Source organism: Aliiroseovarius sp. ABM4_368, from assembly GCF_056161205.1.
Window position 1 is genome coordinate 12,975 of sequence record NZ_JBSWYR010000006.1, and the last position, 26,097, is coordinate 39,071.

At 56.8% G+C, this 26,097-nt stretch carries 25 protein-coding genes and 2 pseudogenes; 21 read left to right on the forward strand and 6 right to left on the reverse strand.

Annotated elements, in window-relative coordinates; translation table 11 throughout:
• The first annotated feature begins 584 nt into the window (after positions 1–584).
• The 6 genes from ACXAH3_RS15035 (at position 585) to ACXAH3_RS15060 (ending at position 6,167) form a co-directional block, all read left to right on the forward strand.
• Positions 585–1,661: a LacI family DNA-binding transcriptional regulator gene (locus ACXAH3_RS15035; protein ID WP_474862919.1), complete on the forward strand. Its 1,077-nt coding sequence runs from the start codon at positions 585–587 to the stop codon at positions 1,659–1,661.
• Positions 1,662–1,665: 4 nt separating this feature from the next.
• Entirely contained in the window at positions 1,666–2,661 is a 996-nt protein-coding gene (locus tag ACXAH3_RS15040) for an ABC transporter substrate-binding protein (protein ID WP_474862920.1), read from the forward strand.
• Between the two features lie 61 nt (positions 2,662–2,722).
• Positions 2,723–3,526, forward strand: coding sequence for an ABC transporter permease (locus tag ACXAH3_RS15045; protein WP_474862921.1), 804 nt, complete (start codon positions 2,723–2,725; stop codon positions 3,524–3,526).
• Positions 3,527–3,529: 3 nt separating this feature from the next.
• Positions 3,530–4,321: an ABC transporter permease gene (locus ACXAH3_RS15050; protein WP_474862922.1), complete on the forward strand. Its 792-nt coding sequence runs from the start codon at positions 3,530–3,532 to the stop codon at positions 4,319–4,321.
• Positions 4,318–5,349 (forward strand): ABC transporter ATP-binding protein, encoded by a 1,032-nt coding sequence (locus ACXAH3_RS15055; RefSeq protein WP_474862923.1) that lies wholly within the window; start codon positions 4,318–4,320, stop codon positions 5,347–5,349. Before ACXAH3_RS15050 ends, ACXAH3_RS15055 begins: the two co-directional genes overlap by 4 nt.
• A complete protein-coding gene (locus tag ACXAH3_RS15060; RefSeq protein ID WP_474862924.1) occupies positions 5,349–6,167 on the forward strand; it encodes a phosphodiesterase in 819 nt (272 codons plus the stop codon). Before ACXAH3_RS15055 ends, ACXAH3_RS15060 begins: the two co-directional genes overlap by 1 nt.
• Positions 6,168–6,585: 418 nt before the next feature.
• Here the strand turns inward: ACXAH3_RS15060 and ACXAH3_RS15065 are convergent, their stop codons facing one another.
• Both ACXAH3_RS15065 and ACXAH3_RS15070 read right to left on the reverse strand, forming a co-directional pair.
• The gene (locus ACXAH3_RS15065) at positions 6,586–9,693 is read right to left on the reverse strand and encodes an efflux RND transporter permease subunit (protein ID WP_474862926.1); all 3,108 of its coding nucleotides are present in this window, start codon (positions 9,691–9,693) and stop codon (positions 6,586–6,588) included.
• A 3-nt stretch (positions 9,694–9,696) separates the two neighbouring features.
• On the reverse strand, positions 9,697–10,890 hold the full coding sequence (locus ACXAH3_RS15070; protein WP_474862928.1) for an efflux RND transporter periplasmic adaptor subunit: 1,194 nt from the start codon (positions 10,888–10,890) through the stop codon (positions 9,697–9,699).
• Between the two features lie 100 nt (positions 10,891–10,990).
• On the opposite strand from ACXAH3_RS15070, the gene ACXAH3_RS15075 reads away from it, so the two are divergent.
• On the forward strand, positions 10,991–11,590 hold the full coding sequence (locus ACXAH3_RS15075) for a TetR/AcrR family transcriptional regulator (protein WP_474862930.1): 600 nt from the start codon (positions 10,991–10,993) through the stop codon (positions 11,588–11,590).
• Positions 11,591–11,842: 252 nt separating this feature from the next.
• On the opposite strand, the gene ACXAH3_RS15080 is transcribed toward ACXAH3_RS15075, so the two are convergent.
• Positions 11,843–12,448, reverse strand: a complete 606-nt coding sequence (locus ACXAH3_RS15080) for a restriction endonuclease (protein ID WP_474862931.1) — start codon at positions 12,446–12,448, stop codon at positions 11,843–11,845.
• A 482-nt stretch (positions 12,449–12,930) separates the two neighbouring features.
• Complete coding sequence (locus ACXAH3_RS15085; RefSeq protein ID WP_474862933.1) at positions 12,931–13,407, reverse strand: MarR family winged helix-turn-helix transcriptional regulator; 477 nt, start codon at positions 13,405–13,407, stop codon at positions 12,931–12,933.
• 227 nt (positions 13,408–13,634) lie between these two features.
• Here ACXAH3_RS15085 and ectA point away from each other — a divergent pair, with 227 nt between their 5' ends.
• The 6 genes and pseudogenes from ectA to ACXAH3_RS15115 form a co-directional block, all read left to right on the forward strand.
• The gene (ectA, locus tag ACXAH3_RS15090; protein WP_474862935.1) at positions 13,635–14,165 is read left to right on the forward strand and encodes a diaminobutyrate acetyltransferase; all 531 of its coding nucleotides are present in this window, start codon (positions 13,635–13,637) and stop codon (positions 14,163–14,165) included.
• 66 nt (positions 14,166–14,231) lie between these two features.
• The gene (gene ectB, locus ACXAH3_RS15095) at positions 14,232–15,518 is read left to right on the forward strand and encodes a diaminobutyrate--2-oxoglutarate transaminase (RefSeq protein ID WP_474862936.1); all 1,287 of its coding nucleotides are present in this window, start codon (positions 14,232–14,234) and stop codon (positions 15,516–15,518) included.
• A gap of 3 nt (positions 15,519–15,521) precedes the next feature.
• Complete coding sequence (locus tag ACXAH3_RS15100; protein WP_474862938.1) at positions 15,522–15,926, forward strand: ectoine synthase; 405 nt, start codon at positions 15,522–15,524, stop codon at positions 15,924–15,926.
• 30 nt (positions 15,927–15,956) lie between these two features.
• Positions 15,957–17,393, forward strand: coding sequence for an aspartate kinase (locus ACXAH3_RS15105; protein ID WP_474862940.1), 1,437 nt, complete (start codon positions 15,957–15,959; stop codon positions 17,391–17,393).
• A gap of 141 nt (positions 17,394–17,534) precedes the next feature.
• Positions 17,535–17,690, forward strand: a pseudogene (locus ACXAH3_RS15110) (helix-turn-helix domain-containing protein); the annotation flags it as partial.
• Positions 17,691–17,733: 43 nt separating this feature from the next.
• Positions 17,734–17,868, forward strand: a pseudogene (locus ACXAH3_RS15115) (integrase core domain-containing protein); the annotation flags it as partial.
• A gap of 168 nt (positions 17,869–18,036) precedes the next feature.
• Here ACXAH3_RS15115 and ACXAH3_RS15120 read toward each other — a convergent pair.
• Both ACXAH3_RS15120 and ACXAH3_RS15125 read right to left on the reverse strand, forming a co-directional pair.
• Complete coding sequence (locus ACXAH3_RS15120) at positions 18,037–18,468, reverse strand: DsrE family protein (RefSeq protein WP_474862942.1); 432 nt, start codon at positions 18,466–18,468, stop codon at positions 18,037–18,039.
• 44 nt (positions 18,469–18,512) lie between these two features.
• Positions 18,513–19,151, reverse strand: a complete 639-nt coding sequence (locus tag ACXAH3_RS15125) for a peroxiredoxin (protein ID WP_474862944.1) — start codon at positions 19,149–19,151, stop codon at positions 18,513–18,515.
• Between the two features lie 120 nt (positions 19,152–19,271).
• On the opposite strand from ACXAH3_RS15125, the gene ACXAH3_RS15130 reads away from it, so the two are divergent.
• The 8 genes from ACXAH3_RS15130 to ACXAH3_RS15165 all read left to right on the forward strand — a co-directional run bounded on the left by ACXAH3_RS15130 (position 19,272) and on the right by ACXAH3_RS15165 (position 26,011).
• On the forward strand, positions 19,272–19,742 hold the full coding sequence (locus tag ACXAH3_RS15130) for an Rrf2 family transcriptional regulator (protein WP_474862946.1): 471 nt from the start codon (positions 19,272–19,274) through the stop codon (positions 19,740–19,742).
• A complete protein-coding gene (locus ACXAH3_RS15135) occupies positions 19,739–20,401 on the forward strand; it encodes a Crp/Fnr family transcriptional regulator (RefSeq protein ID WP_474862948.1) in 663 nt (220 codons plus the stop codon). Before ACXAH3_RS15130 ends, ACXAH3_RS15135 begins: the two co-directional genes overlap by 4 nt.
• A 92-nt stretch (positions 20,402–20,493) precedes the next feature.
• On the forward strand, positions 20,494–20,706 hold the full coding sequence (locus ACXAH3_RS15140; RefSeq protein ID WP_474862950.1) for a YgaP family membrane protein: 213 nt from the start codon (positions 20,494–20,496) through the stop codon (positions 20,704–20,706).
• Positions 20,707–20,710: 4 nt separating this feature from the next.
• Positions 20,711–21,142: a YeeE/YedE family protein gene (locus ACXAH3_RS15145; protein WP_474862952.1), complete on the forward strand. Its 432-nt coding sequence runs from the start codon at positions 20,711–20,713 to the stop codon at positions 21,140–21,142.
• 1 nt (position 21,143) lies between these two features.
• Positions 21,144–21,572, forward strand: a complete 429-nt coding sequence (locus ACXAH3_RS15150) for a DUF6691 family protein (RefSeq protein ID WP_474862954.1) — start codon at positions 21,144–21,146, stop codon at positions 21,570–21,572.
• A gap of 29 nt (positions 21,573–21,601) precedes the next feature.
• Positions 21,602–22,483 carry an MBL fold metallo-hydrolase gene (locus ACXAH3_RS15155; protein ID WP_474862956.1) on the forward strand — a complete coding sequence of 294 codons (882 nt, stop codon included), beginning with the start codon at positions 21,602–21,604 and terminating at the stop codon, positions 22,481–22,483.
• An 11-nt stretch (positions 22,484–22,494) separates the two neighbouring features.
• On the forward strand, positions 22,495–24,174 hold the full coding sequence (locus tag ACXAH3_RS15160) for a bifunctional protein tyrosine phosphatase family protein/NAD(P)/FAD-dependent oxidoreductase (RefSeq protein ID WP_474862958.1): 1,680 nt from the start codon (positions 22,495–22,497) through the stop codon (positions 24,172–24,174).
• Positions 24,175–24,277: 103 nt separating this feature from the next.
• Positions 24,278–26,011 carry a SulP family inorganic anion transporter gene (locus ACXAH3_RS15165; RefSeq protein ID WP_474862960.1) on the forward strand — a complete coding sequence of 578 codons (1,734 nt, stop codon included), beginning with the start codon at positions 24,278–24,280 and terminating at the stop codon, positions 26,009–26,011.
• The last annotated feature ends 86 nt before the right edge of the window (positions 26,012–26,097 follow it).

The following is a 26,097-nucleotide window of genomic DNA, read 5'->3' on the forward strand; positions in this document are numbered from 1 at the left end:
CGACGATGCGTTATGTGGTTAGCCGTCATTCGTTCACACTGCGGCGGATTCAACAACAGAGCCCATCCTGTGAATTCGGTTTTCATGCTGCATACGCACGCAGCGAACAAATCTCTGCCAGTGCGCAATTTGGTGTGCTGCGAGGCGGCAGAAGAACCGGCCGTTGGCGCAAGATGCTGCACTGTATGGATATCGGGCTGATAGGTCGCTGATTTTAGTACCGCTTAATTATCGCGCTATAGGTAGCTTTATGCAACGCGGCCTGTCTTGGTCTGGGCATCGCTCAATCTGCCGCACGAGGGCGACTTTCACCATCCATTTGGGTAAGTGGCCTCGAAAGCTAAGATCAGCCTCAAGCCTCTTCGCCATCTCGCGCGCACTGCATGTTGACTGAGATGCCCTCGCGCTGAGTGCCAACCGGCGACGCAACGTACTTGGTGGCAGTTTTGCCTGAGCGCCATCGTGGCAGGTGTTTCTACCAGGCTTGCGGTAGGCGCTGCAGGGTATCGCCCGAAGGCTTGTCATATCCCTGTAAAGAATCAGTAGTAACCATAATGGAAACGTTTCCATTTTGAGTGCGATCCATGTCGACGAACGCCAGAATCACAATCAAGGACGTCGCAGAGCGGGCGGGATGCGGGATCGCGACGGCGAGCCGGGTGCTCAACAAGTCCGGCCCGACAAGTGCTGATGCGCAAGAGCGCGTCGAACGGGCCGCGCGGGAGCTGGGCTTTTCCTTCAGCGCTATTGGTCGGGCTCTGCAAAGCAATCGGTCCATGACGATTGGCTGCCTGGTGCCGTCACTGGCTAACCCTGTCTTTGCCGAAGCGGTGCAGGGAATCCAGAATCGGCTGAACGGTTCAGGCTATCAGCTTGTGATTGCCAGTTCAGGCTACGATGCTGAGGCGGATGAGAAGGCGATCAGGAACCTCATCTCGAACCGGGTGGACGGTTTGATCGTCACCATGATCGCGCCTGACCAAAGCAAGGCGCTGACCGGTGGCCTTCCGGTGTCTTTGATGTTTCACGATCCCCTTGAGGGATATGTCACGGCCCACATCGACAACTACGAGGCGGCGCGTGGTGTCGCTGGCAGGTTTGCCGACTTCGGGCATCGCCGCTGCGGCTTCCTTGCGTTGCGGTTTTCTAAGTCAGACCGGTCGCGGAACCGCTATGCTGGGTTTCACGCCGAGTGTCGTGCCCGCGGGCTCGGCGATCCCGCCCTGATTGAACTAACCGAAGCCGAGGCGCGGGACCCCGCAAAACTGGCCGAAGTGCTAGCACGCCATAGTGGTCTGACAGCGATTTTCGCTTCAAACGATTTTCTGGCCATCGCAGTTCAGCGCGCAGCCCAGTCTTTAGGGCTACGTACTCCGGGCGACCTGTCCGTTGTGGGCTTTGACGGGATTGAAGTTGGTCAACTGCTCGATCCCCCGCTCGCGACCGTCGAAACCGATCCGCAGTCGATCGGTGACCGCGCAGCCCAGACACTTCTTTCCATGCTGCAAGGCGAGGCGCCATCCCGGAGCGTTCCCTTGCCCTTCTCTTTTCGTGAAGGCGGCACCCTGGGGCCACCACGCACGGAAAGCCGCGACGACGACCGGGGTGCCACCCGGCCGCCGTCTGTTCCCTCGCTCAAGACCAAACTCAACCAAGGATGAACCAATGAAACATACTCTTCTGATGGGCCTTTTCGCAACGGCCATCGCTGCCCCCGCTTTGGCCGAAGACGCTGTCTGCTACAACTGCCCGCCGCAGTGGGCCGACTGGGCCTCGATGCTGGAAGCTATCGATGAAAATCTGGATATCCAGATGCCGCACGACAACAAGAACTCGGGCCAGACTCTCAGCCAGCTTCTGGCAGAACGGGCAAGCCCTGTCGCTGATGTGGCCTATTACGGCGTCACAACCGGCATCAAGGCGGGCAATGAAGGCGTCGTTCAGCCCTACAAGCCCTCTGGATTTGACGACATTCCAGAAGGTTTGAAAGACCCTGAAGGTAACTGGTTCGCCATCCACTTTGGCACTGTGGGCATGTTTGTGAATGTCGATGCGCTTGGCGGCGCGCCTGTCCCGCAGTGCTGGGCTGATCTCCACAAGCCCGAATACCGTGGCATGGTCGGTTATCTCGATCCGTCCTCGGCCTTTGTGGGCTATGCGGGTGCGGTCGCGATCAATCTCGCATTCGGCGGCGATCTCGAAAACTTCGACCCAGCGATCGAATACTTCAACACCTTGGCGGAAAACGCGCCCATCGTACCGAAGCAGACGTCCTTTGCCCGGGTCGTCTCCGGTGAAATTCCAATCCTCTTCGATTACGATTTCAACGCCTATCGCGGCAAATACGAAGAGGACGGCAATTTCGAGTTTGTCCTGCCCTGTGAAGGCTCGCTGCGCGTGCCTTACGTGATGAGCCTCGTGGCCGGTGCGCCCAACGAGGATGCGGGCAAGCGCGTTCTGGACTTCATCCTGTCGGACGAAGGTCAGGCGATCTGGACCAACGCCTATCTCCAGCCTGCGCGTCCGGTTGAGCTTCCGGCCGAGGTGGCAGAGCGCTTTCTGCCAGCGTCCGAGTATGAGCGCGCCGTGGCGGTCGATTACGCCGAGATGGAGGCCGCCCAGTCGGCTTTCGGTGAACGGTACCTCAACGAGGTCAACTGATCTGTCGGACGGGGCGAAGCCTACCGGCATCGCCCCTTTCACTGGTCAAGGAGGCCGCCCCATGACATCGCGTCAATTCACTTTTATCTGTCTATTGCCACTCGCGATCTTCACGCTCGCTTTTTTGGCGCTACCCATCGTACGTCTGATCCTTGCCTCTGGCGAAAGCGAGCGTGGCTGGGGCATCTACCTGCAAGTGCTGCAAACGCCTCGGTATCTTTCCACGCTGGTGCAGACGGTGCTTGTCTCCATTGCCACGACCATTGCGGCGCTTGCCATCTCGACAACCGCGGCTTTGTTCCTCGTGCGCAACCAATTTCCTGGTCGCGGCACGCTATTGGCGATCCTGACCTTGCCCCTAGCCTTTCCCGGCGTCGTGGTCGGGTTCATGATTATCCTGCTGGGTGGACGGCAAGGCCTCGTGAACGCAGTGACGCCGGGACATGTCGTCTTTGCCTATTCGGTCTTTGGCCTGTTTCTGGGCTATCTCTATTTCTCTATCCCGCGCGTGTTGCTGACAGTGATGGCGGCGGCGGAAAAGATCGACCCCGCACTCGAAGAGGCCGCGCGGACGCTTGGCGCGCCGGGCTGGCGGATCATCACAGATGTCATCCTGCCCGCGCTTGCCCCGGCAATGATCGCAGCCGGGGCCATCGCCTTTGCAACGGCCATGGGCGCGTTCGGCACGGCTTTCACGCTGGCGACCAACATCGATGTGCTGCCGATGGTCATCTACACCGAATTCACCCTGTCCGCGAATATCGCCATGGCCTCCGCCCTGTCGGTCCTTCTGGGGATCGTCACCTGGGCTCTGTTGCTTCTGGCGCGCAGTTTCTCGGGCACCACCGTCGCGGCAGGAGGCTGAGACATGCTGAACTCACCCGGAAAACTCATCCAGCTTGGCGTGACCCTGTTGGCCTGTGCCTTTCTTCTGGTGCCAACCCTGCAATCGGTTTTGGCAGGCGTAACCGCGAACTACTTTCAAGGCGTGTCGTCCGGCCTGACCCTGAAATGGGTCGTACAGGTCTGGGACCTCTATGCCGACAGTATCTTCCTCTCGATCGGGTTAGCGCTGGCCTGTCTGGCGTGCACGCTGGTGATCGGCGTGCCGGCAGCCTACGCGCTGGCCCGCAACCCTGGCCGCGCCTCGCGGATGCTGGAGGAGTTCATCTCGCTTCCCCTCGCTGTGCCGGGCCTCGCCCTCGCCCTCGCGTTGTTGCAGCTCTATGGCACGATGCAGGGTTTCCGCACGCATTGGTCGTTCATCCTAGTGGGCCACGTTCTCTATACGCTGCCCTTCATGGTGCGTTCGGTGCTGTCGGTGCTAGCGGCCATCGACCTCAAGACGCTTGAGGAAGGGGCTGCATCTCTGGGGGCGAGCCCGGCGCGGCGGTTCATCGACATCGTGGTGCCCAACGCGCTGCCCGGCATCCTCGCTGGTGCGCTGACGGTGGTGACGCTCTCCATAGGAGAGTTCAACCTGACATGGATGCTCCACACGCCTTATCTCAAGACTTTGCCGGTGGGCCTTGCCGACAGCTATGCCTCGATGCGGCTCGAAGTCGCCTCGGCCTATACTCTCGTCTTTTTCGTCATGATCGTGCCGCTCCTGATGGCCATGCAATGGGCCAGCGCACGCGCTTCAAGGATACTTCAATGACACTTTCACTGACCAATGTCGCCAAGACCTTTCCGGGCGGAACACGCGCCCTTTTGCCCACCGATCTGGAGATCGAAAGCGGCGAGATCGTCTCGCTTCTCGGCCCATCCGGCTGCGGGAAGACCACGCTCCTGCGCATCATCGCGGGGCTGGAAAGGGCCGATGACGGTGCCACAATCCTTTTCGACGGCGAAGATGTGACCGCGCTGTCGGTCGAGAAACGCAAGATCGGCATGGTGTTCCAGTCCTACGCCCTCTTCCCGAACATGTCGGTGCGCGGCAACATCGGATACGGGCTCAAGATGCAGAAACTGCCGAAGGCCGAGATCGACGCGCGTGTCGAGGAGGTTCTGCAACTCTGCCAGCTCGAACGCTTCGCAGGGCGGCCCATCACTGCCCTGTCCGGTGGCCAGCGTCAGCGCGTGGCCCTGGCCCGTGCCTTTGCCGCGCGGCCGCGCGTCCTTTTGCTTGATGAACCTCTCTCGGCACTCGACGCCTCGTTGCGCCACCATCTGCGCGACGAATTGGCGATCCTCCTGCGCCAGTTCGGGATCACGGCGATCTTCGTAACCCACGACCAGGACGAGGCCATGGCCATTGCCGACCGGGTTGCGGTCATGAGCGAGGGGCAGGTCGCGCAGATTGGCACGCCCGAGGCGCTCTACCGTAATCCCGCCACGCCTTTTGTCGCGCGCTTCGTCGGCGATGCCATGCCGCTTGGCGGTCGCATCGCGGCCGCCCATTTGCATCTGGATGGTGGTGTTCTGGCGCTATCCCGCGCCGCCGATGGCGAGGCCGCCTATGTGCGGGCGGAGGATATCCGGATCGATCCCAACGGGCCCCTGACGGCCAAGGTCGAAACCGTCACGTTCCTTGGCACCCACTATCGCATCGCGCTCTCGGGCGCCTCCGGGACGATGCTTTTCGCGCTTCATAGCGGCCTAAGCGCACCTTCCATCGGCGATACGGTCAAACTGTCCGTTGCCCCGGATGCCATCATCACGTTGCCGCAGGACCAAGCCGCCTAATGCCAGGATTTATCCAAATTTCCGACACCCATATCGTCCCGGAGGGGCGGCTGGCGTACGGACGTTCAGATACGGCCGCCGCCCTGGAGCAAGCCGTTGAGACGATCAATGCCAAGTTGCCCGACCTTCAAGGGATCGATTGCGCCATCGTCACCGGCGATTTGACCGACCACGGCACGCCGGAGGAATACGACCGGTTTGCCGCAATCATGAAGGGGTTGCGCCTACCCTGGATGGCCGTGCCCGGCAACCACGACCGGCGTGCGCCAATGCGCGCCGCGTTTGAAGATGAAAACTGGATGCCAGAGGCGGGACCGATCCACTGGGCGCGGGATTTTGGTCCCTTTACTCTAATTGCTCTCGACACGCTGCTGGAAGGTGCGCATCATGGCGACCTGTGCGAGGACGGTTTAGCCTTCGTCGATGCTCAGCTTGCGAACATCGGACATCAGCCTACCGTGATTGCCACGCATCATCCTTGGATGCCCTCGGGCATCCCCGCGATGGACGCCGACAACCTGCGTAACGGCGCGGCACTGATGGAGCGGCTGGAGGCACATCCTGGACCGGTTCGCATGATATCTGGGCATGTTCATCGCGCCGCGACAGCCCAGATCGGGAGGGTGACCTGCGAAATCGCACCCGCACCCTGTCATGCCGTCAACTTAGAGCACCATGCCACAGAATCACCGGAACTGGTGTTTGAGCCTGGGGCTGTGACTATCTACGGGCACCAGACAAACCTCGGCGGTTGTCTTGTCTCAACCACGCTACCTGTCGGAAAGTTCGCGGGTCCGTGGCCCTTCTCCGATGACTAACTATCGCGGAAGGAGCTATCGCATAGACTGGCTGGCGATTGGGTTTGCCGGGAACCCCTTTCTTTTATTTGGCATACCACAAAAAGACTGCAAGCTTGTCAGTTTTTATAACCAGCCGGATCACGGACACCTCTGTTTGATTTCCAATGACCGCTTTGGTGACACGCGCCGCTTCACAGCGAGAACCATGCCGCGCCCGCGAGCATTCTCTGCGTCAGCAAGGGCGGCGGGAACAAAAGGCGGCTTGGTCCCGCATCTTTCCAGTTCGAACAACGCGCAGCGAACGGCCTCTGCATAATGTGTTCTCCTTGCGTTCCTCATAACCCCCATTTGAGCACGCTCGGGGCGGTTGGGCCTGTTTATGCTGTTTGGCACAGCAGGGATCAGGGCTTTTGGATGTTAATGCGCTGCATCATCGTCAGGCGATAGGGTGTTTTTTCTGGGGCACAAGACGCACGACCAGCACATAAAACGCGGGTACCATAAAGATGCCGATAAAAGTTGAGGCCAGCATTCCTCCGATCACCCCGATACCGATCGCGTTCTGAGACGCAGCGCCTGCGCCTGTGGCGATCGCCAGAGGCAACACCCCCAGAATGAACGTGAGTGCGGTCATCATGATCGGGCGCAAACGCAGGCGTGCGGCTTCGATGGCGGCCTCGACAATATTTCGACCTTCACGTCGCAGGTCTTCTGCGAACTCAACGATCAAGATTGCGTTGCGAGCCGCAAGCCCGATGGTCGTCAGGATGCCAACCTTGAAATAGACGTCATTGGACTGCCCACAGAGCCATGCCGCAAGCAAAGCACCCAAAACTCCGACCGGCACAGCCAGCATGACAGAAAACGGTATGGTCCAGCTTTCGTACAAGGCAGCAAGCGCCAAGAATACAATGAGCATTGAGGCCGCATAGAGATACGGAGCCTGATTGCCGGACTGGCGTTCCTGATAGCTTTGCCCGGTCCAGGCAACGCCATAACCCCCGTCCAGGCTTTCGACCATGCCCTCCATGGCTGTCATGGCAGCACCCGAGCTTACGCCCGGCGCAGGCGATGCGGACACCTGAAGCGCGACCGTGCCGTCAAATCGCTCCAACGAAGGTGCAACCGGTTCCCAACTTGTCGTTGTAAAAGCTGAAAACGGCACCATTTCTCCGTTAGAATTTCGGGCAAACCATGAAGCGATATCTGCCGTCTGCATCCGAAATTCCGGCGAGGCCTGGACGATCACCGGGCGCAGCGCATTGCCCAATTCAAAGTCGTTCACCTCTGAACCTGCAAAAATCACGGACAGCATGCCGTTCACCTCCGACAGGCTCAGTCCGAAGCTTTCTGACTTTTCCGCATCAATGGTCAATTTCACGGCACTTGCATCTTCTGTGCCGTTGCTGCGCAGGTTGGTTACGGCGCTGTTTTGGTTACTCATTGCGACAAGGTCCTGTGCTGCCGCCTTCATGTCGTCTATGCCGAGGCCGGCCTGATCCAGAAGATACATTGAGAAATCGCCTGAATTCCCAAGGCCCGGGATGGCGGGGGGTTGCATTACGAAAATCCGTCCGGCCCGAATTTTGGAGAGGGCTATATTGGCGCGCCCTGCAACCGCGGTTGCGCTCAGATCGGCATTGTTGGCCCTTTCGTCAAAATCCCGGAGCTTGATAAAGAGCATGGCCTGGTTTTGCCCGCTGCCACCAAAGCCAAAACCCAATGCTGCATAGGTGCTCTCGACCGCATCTGTTTCGTTCTCAAGCAGGTAGGTTTCAACTTTTTCGACCGTGGCAATCGTCTGCGCAGATGTTGCGCCTTCTGGCAGACTGATCATTGTCATCAGCACGCCCTGGTCTTCTGTCGGAATAAAGGAAGTTGTGAGACGGTCATTCACAGCCCAGGCCCCGGCTAGGATCGCGCAAAGCATTACTGGCATCAGCAGGGGCAGCTTGAGGCTTTTCTTGACGATTGCTCCATAGCCCTGAGTGGCCTTGTCCAAAAGCGTATTGAACCAACGAAAGGGCGCAAATCCGGAGGCCCCTTGCGCGGGTTTCAGCAAACGGGCCGACATCGGTGGCGACAAAATGATAGCAACCAGAAGCGACAGCGTCATCGCGGACACCATAGTCACGGAAAACTGCCGGTAGATCACACCGGACGATCCTCCGAGGAACGCCATAGGGAGGAACACTGCAGCCAGTACGATGTTAATGCCCAAGAGTGCCGAGGTGATCTGACCCATGCTCTTCTTGGTTGCTTTCATCGGGCTAAGCCCTTCGTCTTTCATCAGGCGTTCGACATTTTCAACAACAACAATGGCGTCGTCCACCAGCAGACCGATGGCCAGCACCATGGCAAACATTGTCAGCGTATTGATGGACATGCCGACCGCAGACAGAACGACGAAGGTGCCAAGAAGCACAACCGGAACCGCGATCAGCGGAATAAGCGTAGCGCGCCAGCTTTGGAGGAAGAGAAACAAGACGGCAAAGACCAAGAGGGCCGCTTCGACTAGAGTGTGGTAGACCTGCTCAATCGAGAGTTCTACGAAAGGTGAGGTGTCAAAAGCGATGCGGAACTCCACGCCCTCGGGCAATGAGGGCGCGAGTTTGTCCAATGTGGCGCGCACAGCTTTTGCAGTGTCGACGGCATTTGCACCTGTTTCAAGATTTACACCAAAGCCTGCCGCCGCCATTCCGCTGAACCGGGAATCGCTACCATATGTTTCCTGTCCGATTTCGACCTCGGCAACGTCACCGAGATGAACGGTTGCGCCGCTGGTTTCGACCTTTAGAAGGATATTGTTGAACTCTTCTACGGTTGTCAGTTGACTTTGTGCTGTGATCTGGGCGGTAAACTGCTGGCCTTCTACCGTGGGTTGGTGGCCCAAGGCGCCGACGGACACAGTTGTGTTCTGTGCTTTGACAGCGCTCACCACGTCTGCAGGTGTCAGCTGAAACCGCAGCAATGAGAGCGGGTCGAGCCAGATGCGCATGGCATAGCCCGAACCAAAGGAATTAATTCCACCGACCCCTTCAGTGCGTTTGATCGGCCCTTCGACCTGTTCCGACAGAATATTTCCGAGTTGCACGGTGGAATAGCTACCGTCAGTGGCAACGATTACGCCAACCATTAGGATCGAAGATGACGAACGGGAAATGGTAACGCCTTGGGATCGCACCGCCGTAGGAAGCTGGCTTTCAACCCGCGACACCCGGCTCTGCACTTCGTTTTGCGCATCCACAGGCTCTACGCTGTCATCGAAAGTCAGAGACAAGGATGCCGACCCCTGTGACGACGAAGCTGTCATGTAAATCAAGCCTTCGAGACCAGTCATCGCATCCTCGATGACGCGGGTGACAGAGTTTTCGACAGCCTCTGGTGTTGCGCCTGTATAGCTGGCCGAGACCCGGACTGTAATCGGCGCAACGTCGGGGTATTGCGAGACAGGAAGCGACACCATCGACCATGTCCCGATCAGCATGGTCACAAGGGCAAGAACCCAGGCAAAGACCGGACGGCCAATAAAGAAAATGCCCATGGCTTAGTTCTCCTCAGCCGCGATGGCCGACACTTCTGTCACCACACCTTGCGCGTTGATGGTCACCGGAACCGTTTCCACGTCTGCGCCGCCGCGCAAACTGCTGAGGCCGTCCACAATAAGCATGTCTCCGGCTTCGACGCCAGAGGTTACGATCCAGCTGTTCAGATATGCGCCGGCTTCCTTTAGAATGCGTTTTTCCGCTTTGCCATCTTTTGCAACAAATGCGGTGAGAGAGCCGTCAGAGGCCCGCGACGTCGCGCCTTGCGGCACAAGCACACCATCACGTGTTCCAAGACCAATTTCGACGCGCAGAAACTGACCCGGCAAGATCAGACGATCTGGATTGGCAAAACGAACCCGGATCTGAGTGGTCCCCGTTGTGGACGAGACACGTACCCCAGGCGAAACCATTTCGCCCTCAAGGTCGTAAAGAGCGCCATTTTCCAGCTTAAGCAACACGCGCAGATTTTCGCTTGGTTGCAATTCACCCGAAGCAATCATCGCCCTCATTTCTGTAATGCGTTTCGAGGCCTCTTCAAAGTCCACAAAGATCGGGTCAATATTGGTCACTGTTGTCAGAGGATCGGATTGATGGGCGGTCACGAGCATGCCAACCGAGGTGTCCGAAACTTCTGCGATCCCCGAAATGGGGCTGCGAACCTCGGTGCGGCTCAAGTTCAGTTCAGCCAGCGTCAACGCGGCTTTTGCAGAGCTGAGATCCGCTTCCTTTTGCTTTACATCTACACGGGCTGTTTCCAGATCAACGGTTGAAACGCCAGACCCTTCGAGCTTTTCGTACCGGCTTTGCGTTGCCTGCGCGGTGCTGAGAGCTGCTTCTGCGCGGTCCACCTCGGCTTTGGCCGCATCGAGTTCAGCCGCGTAGGTCTCGGAGTCAATTTTGAACAAAAGATCGCCAACCTCAACGTGACGACCGGGCTGGTGACTGACTTCATTGATTATCCCGCCTACACGTGGCCGAATAGGGACTTCATCCGATGCAACTGCGCGTCCCGGAAGGGTCGTCGTAACAGGAACCTTCTTTTGTTCGAGGCGAACAACACCGACAGATGTGGGACCTCCTCCTTCCGGGCCCCCGGGCATAGGTTGTGCTGACAGCTCAAGCGTGCTCAGCAGCAATGCGGCACAGCAAAAGCTCATTGCTCTGCACAAGACATTCGACGGGGTTCGGGGCATAAGCACGCGTTCCTTGATATTCTTCAAACAAGGCTGACATAATACGACATAAATTACATTTCATCAGAAATGTAATAAAAACCCAAAATGAGGCGAAACTATGCCACGTACAGGGCTAAGCCGCGATCAAATCCGAGACCAAGCCATAGCTGTCGCAATGGATATCATACGCAGTAACGGCTTGAAAAATCTGAAACTTATTGATGTCGCAAAGGCGCTCAATCTGTCTCATGCTGCGTTATATAGTCATTTTGAAAACAAAGCCGCCCTTTGTGAAGCCACGATGGCGCACTGGCTCAAGCGCACAGAGGACGCAACTTCGGAGATTTTATCGTCAAATGGACCTGCCGAACAGCGCCTGCTTGATTGGTTCCACACACTGTACATGCAAAAACGGCAAAGTGTGAACAACGATCCACGACTGTTTCACGCACTCGAAATTGCCATGTTAGGCAAGTCTCCGGCGGCAATGTCGCATGTCGAAACTTTATTGCGACAGATCACCGACTTACTGTCGCAGATGGATGAGCCAAGCCTTCCCGACAAGGCCGCTCTGCTATTGTTTGAAGCCACGATGCCATTTCACAATCCGATCTTGATCGAAATCGTGCCCGGTGATGATGGTGCCTACCGGCTCAGACAAATCGTTGGAGCGCTTTTGACCGGTTGGAAACACGCCTCTATTCCTGGAAAAGCCTGACTGCATGGGGTCAACATAAAAGACGTGCTAACCCCCTCAACACTGTTGTGGTCGAATGGCAATCTGCACAACTATGGCAAGCGTCTCCTCAGCATTTAGCAGAGGCTCTGCATTCCCCGGCATCACTCCAATCGTGCACGAACAGGCACAGAACAGCGAGGCGTTTCTGATAGCGCCGGGACCGGGTGTCGCTGGGGCAATCGGTCAAGTTTCAAATCAAAGCGGAGCATAGGCAACCCTTCCCAAACACGGTTAGTTGCCTCGAACTGCAGACATGAGCTCAGAAAAGTCTGATACGACATCATACTTTACGCGGTCATTCGGGACGCTGTTTGCAATCTCCTCGAAAAGCTTTCTGGCGCACTTGATTTTCTCACGTTCCAACTCGCGGAACTTGAGAGACGGCTGAGAACCTTTTGTTTCCGCGACAAAATAAATGTGCTGCACTGATTGCTCCTTGAAAGCTATCGCCCAGTCAGGATTGTAGTCTCCGACAGGAGTAGGAATGAGAAAGCCATGCGGTAGCTTTGAATAGACGACGATTTCATCGCTTGTATCTAGGTCTTCGACAAATTTCCGTTCTACCCCGGAGTCGACCACAGCATAGTCGTATATGTTGTTTCGCAACTTCCCGACGGCGTGCGTTAGGTCTGTGCCACTCTGGTTCGCGGGGAAAATATCTGTGTCGTATCTGTCGGCAGTTGCATCATAGGTCAGATGCTCGATGACAGTCGTGGCCTTCTGCTCTTTGATTATGCGTGAGGCCTCAGAGATGAACTGTTCAGGGTTGGCCTGGAACGTCGAGAACTTCGCAGCGCTCATTCCGGTCAGGATTTTCCCGATCGTCCCGCGCGTCAATTCCGCTCCTTCAGCAAGTTTGCCGATAACGTCATACGAAACAAGTGAGTGGGCTGAGCTGCTTTCCTCACTGCGTATGCCCGATTGCTTGAACGCGGATCCTGTTCGAAGCTGGGTTTCAGTCAGCTCAGTTGAAAGTGTGCCTTCGGTGACGTTTTCCCCAGTCCTGCCCTTGGTGATCTACGCGGCTAAAGCTGGTGGAGAGCCCATCCTGTGAATTTGGATCTCGTGCTGCGCGCGCGCAGCACAGAATCTGTCGCGCGCGCCTTATCTTGCGTGCTGTGACGCGGCATAAAGAGCGGAAGTTCGCGCCAAGCGCGGCGAGGTTTTGTCGGTCAGTAAGCAAGGGTTGGGGCAAACACCCATTTGATGTGAGTTGTTAAATGTCAGCTACCCAAGTCCTGGGCGCCTCGCGCAGAACTACATGAATTTACGATCCTAAGACCCAAAAGGCTTTGGCTGCGAAGCATATCACCAAACACCTAGCCAGCAGGTCTGATTTCACCGGTATCCAGCACAGGTGAGGCATCCATGTCTTCTGCATCCAGCATGGTGGCCACGCGTTCAAGGCTGGCCACCAGCATCGCCTGCTCCCAATCTTCCATCGCGGCAAACTTGCGCACGAAGCGTTGCTGAAGTGGGTCAGGAGCGTCTTGCAGGACGGTACGGCCATCGTCGGTAAGAAGGATATTCGTTTGGCGTCGATCCAGCGTTGATTTTTCCCTTACGGCCAGCCCATCACGCACAAGTTTATCAACCAAGGATGTGACTGTTCCCTGTGAAACGCGCATGCGCAGCGAGATGGCTTTGGCGGTGGCAAACCCCTGCTCCGAGACAATTTGCAGAACGCGAAATTGGGTGGGGGTGACGCCCGTAGACTGGCGAATCTCGCGCCCGAAAAGCTCTGTCGCGCGCACTATTCGTCTTAGGGCAATCAAGCTGCTGTCGATTCGATCCAATTCGCCTCCATTGGTTTGATCATCAAAGCATACGCAGTTCGACACCTTCACGCAAATTCAAAATTAGTTCGAAAAGCTAAGCGATTATCGCGAGATTCTTTGCGGAAAAGGAGTTTTTATTCTGTAATCTCAATGAAGATTGCCAAAAATCGTCGCGTTAATACTTCGACTGTTGAATTTTATATTTCTCCGTGATAGTTCACCCATCGAAGCGAAAGGAGCCCACAATGCAACACCCCGCTCGCCCCATGCGCGTCGACCTGCCGTCTTTGCGCAAGCCCAACGCCAAAGATGGCGCCGATATATGGAAGCTGGTCCGGGCTTGTCGCCCGCTCGACGAAAACTCCATGTACTGCAACCTGCTACAATGCGATCACTTTGCCGACACGTGTGTTCTGGCCGAAATTTCAGGCGAGGCTGCCGGTTGGGTGTCCGCCTATGTCATGCCGAACGAACCTGACACCTTGTTTGTCTGGCAGGTCGCGGTCTCGAAAAACGCACGTGGTCAAGGATTGAGCGGCCTGATGCTGCAAAACATCCTGAACCGCTTGCAATGCAAACACGTGACACGTGTGCAGACAACCATCACCGCCGATAACAAAGCCTCTTGGGCTTTGTTCCGCAAATTCGCCAGCCATCAGGGCAGCGAACTGGATATCGCACCCTATTACACACAAGCGCTGCACTTCCGGGAGCGCCACAAGACCGAATACATGGTCACGATCCCGCTGAAAAGCCAGGCGCAACTGGCCGCTTGAGCTATGCGCCCTTCAGCACTCAGCAGCTTATTCCTAATTCATCCGCTAAAACCCGAGAGAGGTCGTATGTCTACGAACCCGCCTGAAATCGCCATTTTTAAACGCCGCGAATCCGAGGTGCGCAGCTATTGCCGAGGATTTGACACTGTATTCACTTCAGCACAAGGATCTGAGATGATCACCCGCGACGGCGCGCGCTATATCGACTTCCTTGCCGGGTGTTCGTCGTTGAACTACGGACATAACGATCCGGACATGAAAGAGGCGTTGATTGACCATCTGCAATCGGATGGTCTGGCCCATGGACTGGATCTGCACACAGATGCCAAGGCCGCATTTCTAGACGCGTTTGACCAACTCATCCTTCAGCCGCGCAAGATGGATCACAAGGTAATGTTCACCGGCCCCACCGGTGCCAACGCGGTGGAAGCGGCCATGAAACTGGCCCGCAAGGTTACAGGGCGCACCAATGTGATCGCCTTCACCAACGGGTTTCACGGCGTCACGCTGGGTGCGCTGTCTGCGACAGGCAATGGCTATCATCGCGGCGGCGCAGGCACCACGCTGAACGGCGTTACGCGCATGCCTTATGACGGCTATTTCCCCGGCAACACGGACACGGCCGATTTCCTTGAAGCCATGCTGAAAGACCGCTCGTCCGGGATTGATGCGCCTGCGGCAATCCTTCTGGAAACGGTACAGGGTGAAGGCGGGCTGAACGCTGCGCGCCCCGAATGGATCAGACGCGTGGCCGCGCTGGCCAAGGAACACGGCGCGCTTCTTATCGTTGATGACATCCAGGCGGGCTGCGGCCGGACCGGCGGGTTCTTCTCGTTCGAAGATATGGGCGTTACTCCTGACATCGTCACGATGGCGAAATCCGTATCAGGCTTTGGCCTGCCCATGGCGCTTTTGTTGGTGCGTCCGGAACACGACGCTTTTGGCCCCGCCGAGCATAATGGCACCTTCCGCGGCAACACCCACGCCTTTGTCACCGCCAGCGTCGCAATCACCAAGTTTTGGGCTAATGATCAATTCCAGCAAGAGATTGCCGCCAAGGCGATGTTGCTGACGACGGCTCTGAAAGAGATGGCGGAAATGCTGCCCGGCGCGACGCTGAAAGGGCGCGGCATGATGCAAGGGTTGGATGTGGGATCAGGCGATCTGGCCGCCGACATCTGTGCGCGCGCCTTCCGGGACGGGTTGATCATTGAAACCTCAGGGAACGAGGATCAGGTGGTCAAAATTCTGGCTCCGCTGACCACGGATCAGAACACCTTCATGAAGGGCTTAAAGATCCTGCGGAATGCCATGCGCATCGCTACCGATTCAAGCAAATTTGCAGCGGAGTAAGAAATGATTGTACGCGATTTCAATGAGATCATCAAAAACGAGCGCGACCGGGTCGTGTCGGATGCTCAATGGAGCAGCGTTCGCATGCTGCTGGCTGATGACGGGATGGGCTTTTCCTTCCACATCACCTTTCTTGAGCCGGGTTCAGAACACACGTTCGAGTACAAGAACCATTTCGAAAGCGTCTATTGCATGCAGGGTGCTGGCTCGATCACTGACGTGGCCACAGGGGAAACCCACTATATCAAGCCCGGCGTGATGTATGCGCTGGACAAGCACGACCGCCACATCCTGCGCGCTGAAGAACAGCTGGTCATGGCCTGTTGCTTTAATCCGCCTGTCACGGGCACCGAAGTGCACCGCGAAGATGGCTCTTATGCGGCGGCAGGCACCCTCGAAACAACCTGAGAGGCTCCGGTGCCAACCGGATGACATATCGTGAACTTTCCTGCACATACCGTCGAGAAGATCGGCGGCACCTCAATGTCGCGCATCAACGAGCTGCGCGACAGCTTGATCATCGGTGACCGGAAGGCAGACGCCCTGTTCCACCGTATTTTCGTGGTTTCCGCCTTCGGCGGGATCACCAACTTGCTTCTAGAGCATAAGAAAACCGGCGCACCCGGCGTCTATGCCCTGTTTGCCAATGACGATAATGACCACAGCTGGCTGGATGCACTGACCCACGTGGCCGAGGCGATGGGCGCCTGTCACAACAAAGTGTTGGACAATGCCGCCGACCGCACCCTGGCCGAGGATTTCGTCCGTGATCGGATTGAGGGCGCGCGCAATTGTCTTTATGACCTGCGCCGCCTGTGCTCGTATGGGCATTTCCGCCTATCAAGCCAGATGATGATCGTGCGCGAGCTTCTGTCCGGCCTGGGCGAGGCGCATTCCGCATATATCACAACGCTTATGCTACAGCGTGCCGGGGTCAACGCCCGCTTCGTTGATCTCAGCGGCTGGCGCGATGATACTGAATGCAACTTGCAAGAACGCATCTCGGGAGCATTTCAAGATGTGGACCTTACGACGGAACTGCCTATCGTCACAGGCTATGCGCAATGTCGTGAAGGATTGATGCGAGAATATGATCGTGGCTATTCGGAAGTCACCTTTTCGAATATCGCGGCCTTCACTGGGGCAAAAGAGGCGATCATTCACAAGGAGTTTCACTTGTCCTCTGCCGATCCATCTTTGGTCGGGGCAGAGCAGGTGCGCAAGTTGGGGCATACGAATTACGATGTCGCTGATCAGCTTTCCAACATGGGGATGGAAGCCATTCACCCCAACGCCGCCAAAATCCTGCGTCAATCGAAGGTGGCGTTGCGGGTCACCAATGCGTTTGAGCCCTCTGACCCGGGCACGCTTATCGATGAACAGCCTGCAAGCATACCGGGCGTGGAAATCATCACCGGGTTGAACGTCGTGGCGTTGGAATTGTTCGAACAGGACATGGTGGGCGTAAAAGGCTATGACGCCGCCGCTCTGGATGCGCTCAAGCGCCACAACGTACGCATTGCCTCGAAGACATCGAACGCCAATACAATCACCCACTATGTCGAGGCGCCGTTGAAAACCGTGCGGCGCGTGGTGTCTGATCTGGAAGGCGCTTACCCATCAGCTACGATCAGTACACGCAATGTTTCGATTGTTTCTGCGATCGGGCGCGATCTTAGTGGGCTTAAAGCCTTTAGCCGAGGTCTGATGTCTCTTGAAATGGCAGAGATCGAGCTGATTGCCGCCCACCAGACGCCGCGCAATGTGGACATTCAATTCGTCGTCCCGCGCGAAGCTTCCGATGCAGCAGTGGTGGCCCTACATGCAGCTCTGGTCAGCGCTTCAGGCGAAACTCATCTCCAACAGGTGGCGTGACATGGTTTGTGCCGAATGCGCGAGGCCACTGGTGAACGCCTAAGACTTGCGCCGCGCGGAAGATTGCGTGCGCTATGAAACGCAAAACGCGATTTTTTGCGAACCTGTATTCGCTGCCACAACCGCGGCAAGGAGAAGATCATGCCCCTCAAGACGCCGGAAGAAAATGCCAGACCCGACCCGCGTACTGTTCGGGAAGACGCAAACCTCTCGGCGGAAGAGATGGCTGACCTGATCGGCATGAGTGTGAATGGCTACCGTCTCTGGGAGGACGGTCATCGACAGCCGGGAGGGCCGGTCTTTAAGCTACTGGGGCTCATGGCTCAGGATCCAGAGACCACTAAGGGAGGCACAAATCCTGATCGAACAATGGAGGAAACACTACAACACCAAGCGGCCCCACAGTGCTTTGGGCTACCGCCCACCGGCACCGGAAACCATCGTCCCGATGGAACCCAGGCCAATCATGCACTAACATTCAAACCGGACCACTTAGGTGGGGCTGATCAGAACGACACCGTAAACGCGAATTGGATACGTGCGAGCATTTCTACGCTAAAGCCGTCAAGCATGGTAAACTCCCATTCCTGCAAAGCGAGGGCCTATGGCAGTGCTCCGCCATAAGCCGTGTTTTCCAAGCGGTTTAGAACGACATGATCCGTGTGTTGGGGGCCAGCATCCGCGCCGCCATCTCGGGTGGCGCAGCAGCAGTTATCCCATCCAGCAACGCTGTCGGTTTAACGCCTTTGTTGGGTAGGTAGATAGCACATACTTCGACCGTGGCACCACTTTGCATGATATTTTGCATCAATCCCTGTGGGCTCATATTGCGCGGCGCTTGGGGTGCCGTGGCAGAGGCTGGTGCCTCCTTCAGCGCAAGGTCACCCGCCGGTCCGCAAAGAAGGATATGCGCGTTTGATCCCTGCTGCATGGACTGCATTGTCAACACCATGCTCATCAATTGCGTTTGAGGCTCCCCAGAAGCCAGGATCGTCACTAGGTTTGGGGTATCTTCGGCCTGCGCGACAGAGCTGAGGCCAAGTGCAGTTGTTAATGCGAGTACAAACGTCTTCATAGGTGTTCTCTCCGGTATAGGGGAAATGTTGGAGGCGAAACGGCTTAGGCTTCGTTGCCGAGGTCCACAGTGCGCAGATACGGGCGGATTTCCTCGAAGCCTTGCGGAAACTTGGCTGTAGCTTCTGCATTCGACACAGACGGCGGGATGATCGCGCGGTCTCCGGGCCGCCAATCGGCAGGAAGCGCGACGCCCTTCGCATCGCCCGTCTGCAACGCATCGATCACACGCAGGATTTCATCGAAGTTGCGCCCGACACTCATTGGGTAGGTCATCGACAAGCGCAGCTTTTTGTTGGGGTCGATGATGAAGACGGACCGTACTGCGGCAGTTTCAGATTCACCGGGATGAAGCATTTCATAAAGCTTCGCGATCTCGCAATCCGGGTCTGCAACAATCGGGAACCGTAATTTTGTGTTCTGGGTGTCGTTCACATCCTCGATCCATTTAAGGTGTTCCCTCACCCCATCCGTGCTGAGGCCAATGGGTTTTACACCGCGTTTGGCGAAGTCTTCGGCCAGTTGCGCAGTACGCCCCATTTCGGTGGTGCAAACGGGCGTAAAATCTGCCGGGTGGCTGAAAAAGAATGCCCAGTCATCCCCGATCCAGTCGTGAAACGAGATGGGCCCGGTTGTGGTGTCTGCCTTGAAGTCAGGAACAATGTCACCAAGCAGAAGTGTCATCTTGCTCTCCTTTGGTTATCTGAGTCTGAACTAGGAGCCGCCCCGCCGGAGTTCAGTGACAATGTCACCCAACTTGCAAAAAGATGTATTTGGAATATAAGTTTGCAGTAAAGAGATGCCATGAAACTGACGTCTTATACGAATTTTGCCCTGCGGTCTTTGCAGCTGGCCGCACTCAAATCCCCTGAATTGATCCGAGTTGATGATGTCGTCCGCGTCCACGGGTTGGCTCGGCCGCATATCGTCAAAATCGTGCATGAACTAGGCCTTGCGGGCTATGTCGCAACGCAACGGGGCCGCAATGGCGGGTTCCGTCTGGGTAAGCCTGCCGAAGAGATTGTGATCGGCGATGTCGTGCGTTTGACGGAAGGTCCGCTCGACCTTGTTGAGTGCTTCAATCCGGAAAAAAACACCTGTCCGCTGATTGGTGTCTGTAAACTGTCTCGCGCTCTGCAAAAAGCGACACGGGCGTTCATGGATGTTCTGGATGATCTGACGCTCGCCGATATTGCGGCAAACCGGGACGACCTGTTGGGGCGCATCGCACCGCTTGAGGAGGGCATCGTCACACCGATGCGTAAAGCACGATGATCGCCGATTGGACCGAGCGGTTTCATGGCACTGCCGCCTTGCCGCGTCCTGTACGGGATCGGTTGTTAAAGGTCGCGCGCACCATCGAAATGCCAAAGGGAGCACAGGTTTTTGGACCGACGAATATACCAGACAGCCTTCTCTTTTTGTATGATGGCCGCATCCGTGTCTCGCAAAGCTCTGATACGGGCCGAGATATCGTGCTCTACCGCGTAGATGCGGGTGAAAGCTGTGTTTTGACGACCGCCTGCATGTTGGCCGAAGAGGCCTACAACGCGGAAGGCATCGCGGAAACTGATATCACCGCCATCGTTCTGCCAAAGCTCGCCTTTGACAGGCTGGTGGCCGAAGAAGAAGCGTTTCGCAAATTCGTCTTCGCAGCCTATTCACGGCGTTTGATTGACCTGCTGCGCGTCGTGGATGACGTCGCCTTTGGACATATGGATGTGCGCTTGGCGGAACGGCTTTTGGCTTTGTCGGGCGATTTCAAAGAGATTGCGACCACGCATCAGCAGCTGGCCAGTGAACTGGGCACGGCGCGCGAGGTCATCAGCCGCATCCTGCAGGATTTTCAAAAACGTGAGATGATCGCACAATCCCGTGGTCGCATTGCATTGCTGGATAAACCGGCCTTGAAAAAGCTCGCCGCCTCAGCCTAATATTCAGCTTTCTGTATGTTAAGTGACAATGTCACTGAAGCTGAAAAATCAAAGTTATATCTGTTCTCCAAGTTATCAGAATGGAGAACACGATGACCAGCAATGTCGGAACCCTTGACCGTATTATTCGCGCCGCACTGGGCGTTGGGCTGCTCTACCTCGCTTTTCTTAGCGGGCTGCCCGCTTTTGACGGTGCCATCCTGAGATCTGGCGCGGCGATTGTCGGGGTTGCTATGTTGATCGTTGCCGCGACACGCGTCTGCCCGATCTACTCGATCTTCGGCTTCAAGACCTGCAAGGCCTAGGACCATGGAAACGGTTTTCACACCTTTCGCGTCCCTAGGGGGCGGTCTGCTCATTGGCCTCGGAGCGGTTCTGCTGATGCTCGGCCTCGGACGGATCTTTGGGGCGACGGGCATCTTGTCTGGCGCAGTATTCGTCGAAAGCCGGGACGAGATGACATGGCGCTTGGCCTTGATTATCGGCATGATCCTCGCCCCTGGACTGATCTTTGCGGTCACAGGCGCGATGCCTGCGCTGACGGTGCCGGTTAGCCCAGCGATGATCGTCGTTGGCGGCCTCATCGTGGGCCTTGGCGCGAGCCTCGGCTCGGGTTGCACTTCCGGTCACGGCGTCTGTGGCCTATCGCGCCTGTCACTCCGTTCGCTTGTGGCAGTGCCGACCTTTATGGCCACTGCTGCCGTCACCGTCTTCCTAATCCGTCACGTGTTCGGAGGTTGATATGAAACACTTTTTTGCACTTCTCACCGGCCTTGTCTTTGGCACAGGCATCGCAATCTCTGGCATGATGGACCCGGCCAAAGTTCTGAACTTCTTTGATATCTCTGGGACATGGGATCCCAGTCTGATGTTTGTCATGGGTGGTGCGTTGATCGTGACATTTGTTGGGTATCGACTGGTTTGGCGTCGGTCCAAACCGCTGTTTGAACAGCGCTTTCAAGTCCCCACTTCGAAGCTCATCGACACCAAGCTCATCGGCGGATCGGCCCTGTTTGGCATCGGATGGGGCATCGCGGGCTTTTGCCCAGGCGCTGCCATCCCCGCACTTGGGACAGGCCGGTGGGAAGTCGCATTGTTTCTGATTTCCGTAACAGGCGGCTTTTACCTACGCCGTTTGATGCGCGCCGCGCCGAAACCGGCCACCCCCTAAACTCTAGAATTTCTGTTGGAGGAAACAGCATGACGTATCCCGTCAATATGGACATCAAGCCAGAGGTTCAGGCCTTCTTTGATGAAGCCACAAACACCATCAGTTACATCGTGAAAGACCCGTCTTCGAAGGCCTGCGCCATTGTCGATAGCGTTATGGACATCGACTACGCTGCCGGGCGTATCACCTATGATCATGCGGATGAGCTGATCCGACAGATCGAAGCGCAGGGCTTGAAGCTGGAATGGATCATTGAGACCCATGTCCATGCCGACCACCTGAGCGCGGCCCCGTACATCCAAGACAAGCTGGGCGGCAAGATCGGCATCGGGTCAAAGATCATGGTGGTGCAGGATACCTTCGGCAAAGTCTTCAACGAAGGCACCGAATTCCAGCGCGACGGGTCGCAATTTGATGCCCTGTTTGAAGACGGCGACACCTACATGATAGGCAATATGCAGGCCTTTGCCATGTATACGCCCGGCCACACGCCCGCCTGCATGGTGCATGTGATGGGGGATGCGGCATTTGTGGGCGATACGCTCTTTATGCCCGATGGCGGCTCTGCGCGCTGCGACTTCCCAGGTGGCTCAGCAGAAGAGCTCTATGAAAGCATTATGAAAGTGCTGGCATTGCCGGACGAGACACGGCTGTTCATGTGCCATGACTACGGCCCCAATGGGCGCGATATTCAGTGGGAGACCACTGTCGGCGACGAGAAAGCGCATAACATCCATGTGGGCGGCGGCAAGACGAAGGAGGAGTTCATTAAATTCCGCACCGAACGGGATGCGCAGTTGGATATGCCCAAGCTGATCATCCCCTCTTTGCAGGTGAATATGCGCGCGGGCGAGGTGCCGACCGACAAGGACGGCAACCCAATGCTCAAAGTGCCCGTGAACGGACTGTGAGGAGCAGATCGATGGATATCAAGACGATCACCGACAAGACCTCTGTAACCCCCCAGATCACGGTTGAGGATATGGCCGCAATCAAGGCCGCGGGTTTCCGCGCCATAATTTGCAACCGCCCGGACGGCGAAGGGGCGGATCAGCCAAGTTTTGAGGAAATTGAAACAGCAGCAAAGGTCGCGGGCCTCAAAGCTGCTTACGTTCCAGTGAAAACCGGCATGGTTCAAGACACGGAAGTCGATGCGTTCGGAGCGGCGCTTGGCGACCTGCCTCGCCCTGTGCTGGCTTATTGCCGGACAGGCACGCGGTCGGCCACGCTTTGGTCTTTCCATGAAAGTAAGAAGCGGCCCATGCCCGAAATCCTCGCTGCGACGAAAGCCGCAGGCTATGACATGAACGGCGTGGCCAGACGGATCGCGAATGGGGGCAAAACCCCAACAGATACCGGCGATGCCAAGTATGACGTGGTGATCGTTGGCGGCGGTGCAGGCGGTGTCTCTGTGGCAGCCAGTCTGCAGTCTCGGAAATCGAACCTGTCTATTGCCATCATCGATCCTGCGGACATTCACTATTACCAACCCGGCTGGACAATGGTCGGCGGTGGCATTTTTGAGGCGTCTGATACCGCCAAGACCATGGGCTCGCTCATTCCGCGTGGCGTGAAATGGATCAAGTCAGCGGTGGCTGCGTTTGAGCCTGAGAACAACGCAGTCATCCTCGATGGGTGTCGGGTCGTGAAATATGACCGTCTGGTCGTATGCCCTGGTCTAAAGCTTGATTGGGAAGCCGTCGAAGGTCTTGAAGAAACGCTCGGGCGCAATGGCGTGACTTCAAACTACCGCTACGATCTTGCGCCCTACACATGGCAATTGGTGCAAGAGTTGAAAGAAGGTCGCGCGCTGTTCACCCAGCCGCCGATGCCCATCAAGTGCGCCGGTGCTCCGCAGAAGGCGATGTATCTGTCTGGCGATGCCTGGTTCCGCAACGGGGCGCTTAAAGACATCGACATTCAGTTCATGAATGCAGGCGGTGTGCTGTTCGGTGTGAAAGACTACGTGCCCGCGCTGGAGAAATACATCGACAAATACGATGCCACCTTGAACTTCTTCCATAATCTGGTGGCCGTGGATGGCCCGGCCAAGACGGCAACGTTCAAGATTGCCAAGCCAGACACGGCCCCCGAGACCGTCACGGTTGATTTCGACATGATGCATGTCTGTCCGCCGCAGGTCGCCCCAGACTTCATCCGTGTGTCGCCCCTCGCAGATGCGGCAGGCTGGGTTGATGTCGATCAGGCCACGTTGCGCCATAAGAGTTTCGACAACATCTGGTCGCTTGGCGATGTGATGAATGCACCCAATGCCAAAACGGCTGCTGCGGCGCGCAAGCAGGCACCCACGGTCGCAGACAACATTGTGGCTGATATCGCGGGCCGCTCCCCTACGGCAGCCTATGACGGATACGGGTCGTGCCCGCTGACAGTCGAGCGAGGTAAAATTGTGCTTGCGGAATTCGGCTATGGCGGTGTGCTTAAGCCCAGCTTCCCATCCTTCCTTCTGGACGGAACAAAGCCGACACGATTGGCCTGGTTCCTGAAGGAAAAAATGCTGCCGCCGATCTATTGGAAGGCCATGCTGAAGGGCAAGGAATGGATGGCCAAGCCTGAAAAGCTCAAAGTTACGACGGAGTAAGCCTTGATAACCTGACGCGCGCACGTCCCCACCCTGTTGCGAGCCTCTGGCGGGTGAGCTCATGCGCGAACAGATGAGCTCACCACCATTTTTGGATAATACCATGACCCAACTTCTACGCCGCTACATGCCGGTCTTTGACTGGGGGCGCACCTACAACCGCAAAGCGTTTTCCAACGACATGATTGCGGCGGTGATCGTTACGATCATGCTGATCCCGCAAAGCCTCGCCTATGCGCTTTTGGCAGGTCTGCCGCCCGAGGCGGGGATCTACGCCTCCATCGCGCCCATCGTGCTTTATGCGCTGTTCGGCACCAGCCGCGCCTTGGCTGTTGGGCCAGTCGCTGTCGTCTCGCTGCTGACGGCTTCGGCCATCGGTCAGGTCGCAGAACAAGGGACCGCGGGCTATGCTATTGCGGCGCTCACGCTCGCCTTTCTGTCGGGCGGTTTTCTGGTGTTGATGGGCGTGTTCCGGCTGGGGTTTATGGCGAATTTCCTCAGCCATCCGGTGATTGCAGGGTTCATCACCGCCTCTGGCATCCTAATCGCCACCAGCCAGCTCAAGCATATTCTTGGCGTCTCTGCTCATGGGCATACGCTGCCTGAAATACTGTTAGCCATCGGGGCTCATCTGAACGAGGTGAACTGGATCACGGTCATCATTGGCGTGACGGCCATGGCGTTTCTCTTTTGGGTCCGTAAAGGTTTGAAACCAATGCTTAAGCGGCTTGGCGCGTCCAAACTGATTGCGGATATCGCGACCAAGGCAGGCCCCGTTGTCGCCGTGGTTGGCACGACTGTCGCGGTTTGGGCATTCGATCTGGCGGGGCAAGGGGTGAAGATCGTGGGCGAAGTCCCACAAAGCTTGCCCCCACTGACGTTGCCTGGGTTCTCCCCGGACCTTTTGCAAGCGCTCTTGGTGCCCGCGATCCTGATCTCGATCATCGGGTTTGTTGAATCGGTCTCAGTTACCCAGACCCTCGCCGCAAAAAAACGCCAGCGCATCGACCCGGATCAAGAACTGATCGGTCTGGGTGCGGCGAACCTTGGAGCAGCCTTTACAGGCGGTTATCCGGTCACCGGCGGCTTCGCGCGGTCTGTCGTCAACTTCGACGCAGGCGCGGAAACCCCAGCCGCTGGGGCCTTCACCGCCATCGGTCTTACAATTGCAGCCGTCTCGCTCACACCGCTGGTCTACTTCCTGCCAAACGCCACGCTCGCGGCAACGATCATCGTTGCGGTGCTGTCACTGATCGACCTGTCGATCCTGAAGAAAACATGGGGCTACAGCCGAGCTGATTTTACGGCGGTGGCCACGACCATCGCCCTGACACTCACGCTTGGCGTGGAAGTTGGTGTTGCGGCGGGGGTGATTACGTCAATCCTTCTGCACCTTTACAAGACGTCGCGGCCTCATGTAGCCGAGGTTGGCCGTGTCCCCGGCAGCGAACACTTTCGCAACATTTTGCGCCACGAGGTCGAGACCGATCCGCGTGTGCTTTGCCTGCGGGTGGACGAGAGCCTCTATTTCGTCAACGCGCGTTTTCTAGAAGATCTGATCCAGTCCCGCGTGATCGAAGGCAGCGGCATTGCACATGTCGTCCTGATGTTCTCTGCGGTTAATGAGGTGGATTATTCCGCCCTAGAAAGCCTGGAGGCGGTGAACGCACGCCTTAAGGATATGGATGTCGGCATGCATCTGTCAGAGGTCAAAGGCCCCGTGATGGATCGTTTGAAGCGGTCGCACCTGATCGACGATCTAAACGGCCAGATATTCCTGTCACAGAACGACGCATGGACTACCCTAGCAGATCACCCGCGCGCCGCAGCAGAGTAGAGCTCAGCTCATGACAAAATCATAAGGAGACCCATTTATGCGCCCGTTCATCCCACGCAAACTTGAGCATATCGCCTTCGGCTTTC